At 59.6% G+C, this 4,643-nt stretch carries 8 protein-coding genes; 5 read left to right on the top strand and 3 right to left on the bottom strand.

Going from position 1 to position 4,643, the window contains the following annotated elements; all coding sequences use genetic code 11:
• Positions 1–1,205: glycosyltransferase family 39 protein (locus PMI29_RS07270; protein ID WP_008001622.1), on the top strand; the 1,205-nt coding region annotated here is incomplete at its 5' end.
• Positions 1,206–1,223: 18 nt separating this feature from the next.
• On the opposite strand, the gene PMI29_RS07275 is transcribed toward PMI29_RS07270, so the two are convergent.
• A complete protein-coding gene (locus tag PMI29_RS07275; protein WP_008001621.1) occupies positions 1,224–1,982 on the bottom strand; it encodes a slipin family protein in 759 nt (252 codons plus the stop codon).
• A gap of 2 nt (positions 1,983–1,984) precedes the next feature.
• The gene (locus tag PMI29_RS07280) at positions 1,985–2,518 is read right to left on the bottom strand and encodes an NfeD family protein (protein ID WP_033052609.1); all 534 of its coding nucleotides are present in this window, start codon (positions 2,516–2,518) and stop codon (positions 1,985–1,987) included.
• Between the two features lie 199 nt (positions 2,519–2,717).
• Here PMI29_RS07280 and PMI29_RS07285 point away from each other — a divergent pair, with 199 nt between their 5' ends.
• Together PMI29_RS07285 and PMI29_RS07290 are read left to right on the top strand one after the other, a co-directional pair.
• Positions 2,718–3,179: an aminoacyl-tRNA deacylase gene (locus PMI29_RS07285; protein WP_008001619.1), complete on the top strand. Its 462-nt coding sequence runs from the start codon at positions 2,718–2,720 to the stop codon at positions 3,177–3,179.
• A gap of 131 nt (positions 3,180–3,310) precedes the next feature.
• The gene (locus PMI29_RS07290; protein ID WP_008001618.1) at positions 3,311–3,556 is read left to right on the top strand and encodes a DUF2789 domain-containing protein; all 246 of its coding nucleotides are present in this window, start codon (positions 3,311–3,313) and stop codon (positions 3,554–3,556) included.
• Between the two features lie 4 nt (positions 3,557–3,560).
• Here the strand turns inward: PMI29_RS07290 and PMI29_RS07295 are convergent, their stop codons facing one another.
• Entirely contained in the window at positions 3,561–3,818 is a 258-nt protein-coding gene (locus PMI29_RS07295; protein WP_008001617.1) for a hypothetical protein, read from the bottom strand.
• A gap of 199 nt (positions 3,819–4,017) precedes the next feature.
• On the opposite strand from PMI29_RS07295, the gene PMI29_RS07300 reads away from it, so the two are divergent.
• Positions 4,018–4,446: a MarR family winged helix-turn-helix transcriptional regulator gene (locus PMI29_RS07300; protein ID WP_008001616.1), complete on the top strand. Its 429-nt coding sequence runs from the start codon at positions 4,018–4,020 to the stop codon at positions 4,444–4,446.
• Positions 4,443–4,643: FUSC family protein (locus tag PMI29_RS07305; RefSeq protein ID WP_157221375.1), on the top strand; the 201-nt coding region annotated here is incomplete at its 3' end. The genes PMI29_RS07300 and PMI29_RS07305, both read left to right, overlap by 4 nt.

The following is a 4,643-nucleotide window of genomic DNA, read 5'->3' as shown; positions in this document are numbered from 1 at the left end:
GGCTCGCCACCCGCCGTGCCGCGATACTGGCCGGTTTCCTGTTGGCACTGCTGCCCACGGCGGTGCGATATAGCCAGGAAGTGCGCATGTATTCGCTGCTGGGGTTGTGGTTGCTGGGGGCAACCATTGCGCTGGTGTACTGGATCCGCAAGCCGCAGTGCCGGCGCTATCTGGTGATCTATGTCGTGCTGATGAGCGCGGCGTTTTACACCCATTACTTCACGGCCCTGTGCGTACTCTGCCATTGGTTGTACCTCGGGATCATCCGCGTGCAGCCGGGGCATCGTCTACGGCACATCCAGCGGAGTGACTGGTGGCTGGCCAATGTGGCTATCGTGGCGCTATATCTGCCGTGGCTGCCGGGGTTTGTCGACCTGCTACGGCACCTGGATCAGCTCAAGGCCAATGGCGACGTTGGCTGGGAACTGCCCGTCAGCCTGGATTCCTTACCGTCGATGGTCTGGTCGTTGCTGACCCAGGACGACGGCGAAAACCTGCCGTCACTGGTATTCATTGCCTTGCCGCTAGCCTTGCCGCTGTTGGTGTGGGTGGCGCTGGCACGTGACCGAAGCGTGTCCCGCGGCAGTGCGTTGCTCGCGGTCTACACCTTTTTCCCGATGATGCTGGTGTTTGCGGTGTCGTTTTTTTCGCCGATATTCATCGAGCGCTACCTCACCGCGTATGCCCTTGGCCTGCCGTTGCTGGCGGCATTGGCGATCGATCGCTTGTACTCCGGTTCCCGGGTGCTGGCCCTGACGGTGCTGGTGCTGTTCGTCGGTGTGGAACTGGTGGGCCTGAAAAACAATGCGACGGTGGACGTCCATGATCAGGTCAATGTCCTGGTGGAAGACGTCAATCTGCATTTTCAGCCGGGGGACCGGATCGTCACCAGTGACATGCTCTGGTACTTGAGTTACGTCTACTACAACCGCACCGAAACTCAGCCTCTGCTGTACACCCCGCCACGGGCCGATGGCACTTCAAGCCGGCCGAACGAATATGGTTTCGGTACCTTGACTACGTCAGACGTGTATCTGGACCACTTGAGCGATCTGCCCAAGGGCACTGAACGAATCTGGTTGATCGGCACCGCTGACGTGCCGGACGAATTCGCACCTTTGCCGGCGCAGTGGCATATCGCTCGTCAGATGAAGGCCGGTGGTGCCGGCGCGAGGTTGTACCTGTCCGGCAATAACGGGCAATGAGTGGCGTCATCGCAACCTTCAGGGTTTCGACGACAAGTCCGCCATGCCCTTGAGCAACTCGATCGGCAACGGAAAGACGATGGTCGAGCTCTTGTCGCCGGCAATCGAACTCAGGGTCTGCATGTAGCGCAACTGCATGGCCCCCGGTTGGCGGCCAAGCATTTCGGCGGCCTGCATGAGTTTTTCCGAGGCCTGCAATTCGCCTTCGGCGTGGATCACCTTGGCTCGCCGTTCCCGTTCGGCTTCGGCCTGCTTGGCGATGGCGCGGATCATCGATTCGTTGAGGTCCACGTGTTTGATCTCGACGTTGGCGACCTTGATGCCCCAGGCGTCGGTCTGGGCGTCGAGTACTTGCTGGATATCGATGTTCAACCGTTCACGCTCGGCGAGCAGTTCATCCAGTTCATGTTTGCCGAGCACCGCCCGCAAGGTGGTTTGAGCCAATTGGCTGGTGGCCATCAGAAAGTCTTCGACCTGGATGATCGCCCTTTGCGGATCGAGCACGCGGAAATACAGCACCGCATTGACCTTCACCGAAACGTTGTCGCGGGTGATCACGTCTTGCGCCGGAACGTCGAGGACCACCGTGCGCAAATCGACGCGAACCATTTGCTGAACCACCGGAATCAGCAGGATCAGGCCGGGCCCCTTGACCTGCCAAAAGCGCCCGAGCTGGAACACCACCCCGCGCTCGTACTCGCGCAGGATGCGAAACGTCGCCCCCGCCAGTGCGATGAGCAACAATAGCAGCGCGACAAGACCCACTTGCAAACCCATGACTATTCTCCGCCCGGCGCCGCGTCAGCCGCGGCCACTTGCAGCAGCAAACCCTTGCGTTCCACCACCCGCACCGGTTGCCCGGGTTGCAGTGGCGTCGCGCTGAGCACTTGCCATCGTTCTCCTTGCAGATGCACCCAGCCGCCATAGGCGTTGCCGGCCTGCAATGACGTCACTGCCGTCACGCTGCCGACCAGCCCGGCATCACCGCTGACGATGTGGCGCGGTCGGGTCTTCAGGGCGTGAATCACCAGGTAGATCAGCAACAGCGCGCTGAGCAGTCCCAGGCCGATCATCAATGGCACGGGCACTTCGGTGTTGGACAGGATCACCGCGCCGATCACGAACATCACGATGCCGCCCAGGCCGATCACGCCGTAATTGGGCAGGGCCGCCTCAGCGATCAGGAACGCGAGGCCGAAGGTGATCAGCCAGATCCCGATTGGGTTGGGCACTAGCAACACAACTGTGTCGGTGGCGCAGGCCGATCCGCTCAACGCCAACAGCAACGCAACTGCACAGCAACGCATGTTCACTTGACCCTCCGGGAGAGTCGTGGAGTGATTCTGTACACAGTTTAGTTGAGCCTCGGCCGGTATGAATTTTGCTCAATTGCCGTCGTCGTCCGATGGGCGGATTTCCCGCCGGAACGCGCTGACGGGCCTAGACTTTTACTACGCAAGCAAAGCTTTAATCATCGTCTGCCGGCGGTCATGGCGGACACCGAGGTGCATCATGCGTATGGCAAGAACTGTGCAGCGAAGCCTGGAAAAGGCTCAATGCGAATATGACATCGTCAGCCACCCACACTCGGCCAGCAGCCTTGAAACGGCACGGGTCGCAGGCATTCCTGCCGAACGGGTGGCCAAATCGGTGATCCTCGACGATCACCATGGGCATTATCTGATGGCCGTGCTGCCCGCCAGCCGTCACCTTGACCTGAGCAAAGTCCGCAGCAGCGGTGAGTGGCAGGTTTCCCGCGAAAGCAACCTGGCGCACCTGTTCGAAGATTGCGAACGCGGTGCCGTACCGGCGCTGGGTGAGGCCTATGGGCTGGAGGTGGTTATCGATCCTCTGCTGACCCGGCAGAAAGACATCTATCTGGAGGCCGGCAACCACGTCAACCTGGTACGTATGGACATGCCCGAGTTTCTGAAAATGGTGCCGCATGCCGAGGTGCGGGAGTTGAGTCATTGAGTTTTGTTTCGTCAATGCTGACGTCTTCGCGGGCAAGCCCGCTCCCACAGGGACTGCGATCAACCTGTGGGAGCGGGCTTGCCCGCGAATGACCGCGCAGCGGTCCCTCGATAAATTCACCGGAGTTCAACATGGAAAGCCCGACCCACAACCTGCCATCCCTGTTCAAACAACTCGGCCTGCCGGACGATGCCGAAAGCATCGATAAATTCATCGCGACCCATTCACCGCTCAAACCGGAGTTGCAACTGGCCGATGCGTTTTTCTGGAGCAAGTGCCAGGCGGATTTCCTGCGAGACGAGATTCTCGATGACGCGGACTGGGCCGAGGTGGTGGATCAACTGGATGTGATGTTGAGGAAGGGGCGTGGGGTGTGAGTCGTCATCGTCCGGCAGCGAACTCTGCTTCAATTTCATCATTTGTCAGCCCGTCGCCGGCGCGCATCGAAGCGCGTGCGGTGTCGACCTTGCGCTGCAGGAACTCTTCGTACTCGCGAGCTTGCTGCTGGGATTGAACGAACTGACGCATCATTTCCCGGACTATTTGCGAGGCAGAACGATGAGCAGCTTCTGCTTCGGCCATGAACTGTTCGCGCAATTCAGATTCAAGTTTCATTGTAAAAACGGCTTGTTTCGACATGGGAGCTTTCTCGGACTACGTACTGAAAAAGCATATACATCTTCCATACATTGGCTGACCAGTTGTCGCCGCCATCGCGACGGATGGCGGTCAATGTGTTTCAAAACTTGACGGAAAATCCCCTCCAATGCGATATTGATAGTTAGCAAACTAACAGTGTGTATTTTCCCTCGTGCCGAATAACCTCGACGTTCTCCAGATGAACATCAGCAGCGCCATGGTGGTGGCCGCCAGGCATTGGCGCAAAATCTGCCAGACCACGCTGGTCAACTATGGAATCTCCGAAGCCTGCGCCGTTCCGCTGTTGATGATCGGGCGTCTGGGCGAGGGCGTGCGGCAGGTGACGGTGGCCCAGGCAGCAGGGATGGAGAGCCCCTCGCTCGTACGCTTGCTCGATCAGCTGTGCCATGCCGGTTACGTCTGCCGCACCGAAGACACACAGGACCGCCGCGCCAAATGCCTGAGCCTGACCGAAACCGGCCGGGACCTGGTGCAGGCGGTCGAAGTGGAGCTGGTGCGCTTGCGCCACGAAGTACTTGAAGGCATTGACCAAGGTGATCTGGAAGCTACGCTGCGGGTACTGAGAGCTTTTGAAGCGGCCACGCCGCCATCGGTGGCCAACTCTTGAACGGATTTTTCTCTGGCATGCCCCCGGCGCGGGACTGGTTCTACGGGGTCCGCACCTTCGCTGCATCGATGATCGCGCTGTACATCGCCCTGCTCATGCAAATGCCGCGTCCGTACTGGGCGATGGCCACGGTGTACATCGTTTCCAGTCCGTTTCTCGGCCCTACCAGCTCCAAGGCGCTGTACCGGGCGGTCGGC

The organism is Pseudomonas sp. GM49, assembly GCF_000282355.1.
Classification (GTDB): Bacteria; Pseudomonadota; Gammaproteobacteria; order Pseudomonadales; family Pseudomonadaceae; genus Aquipseudomonas.
This window is presented reverse-complemented; position numbering and strand designations above follow the sequence as displayed.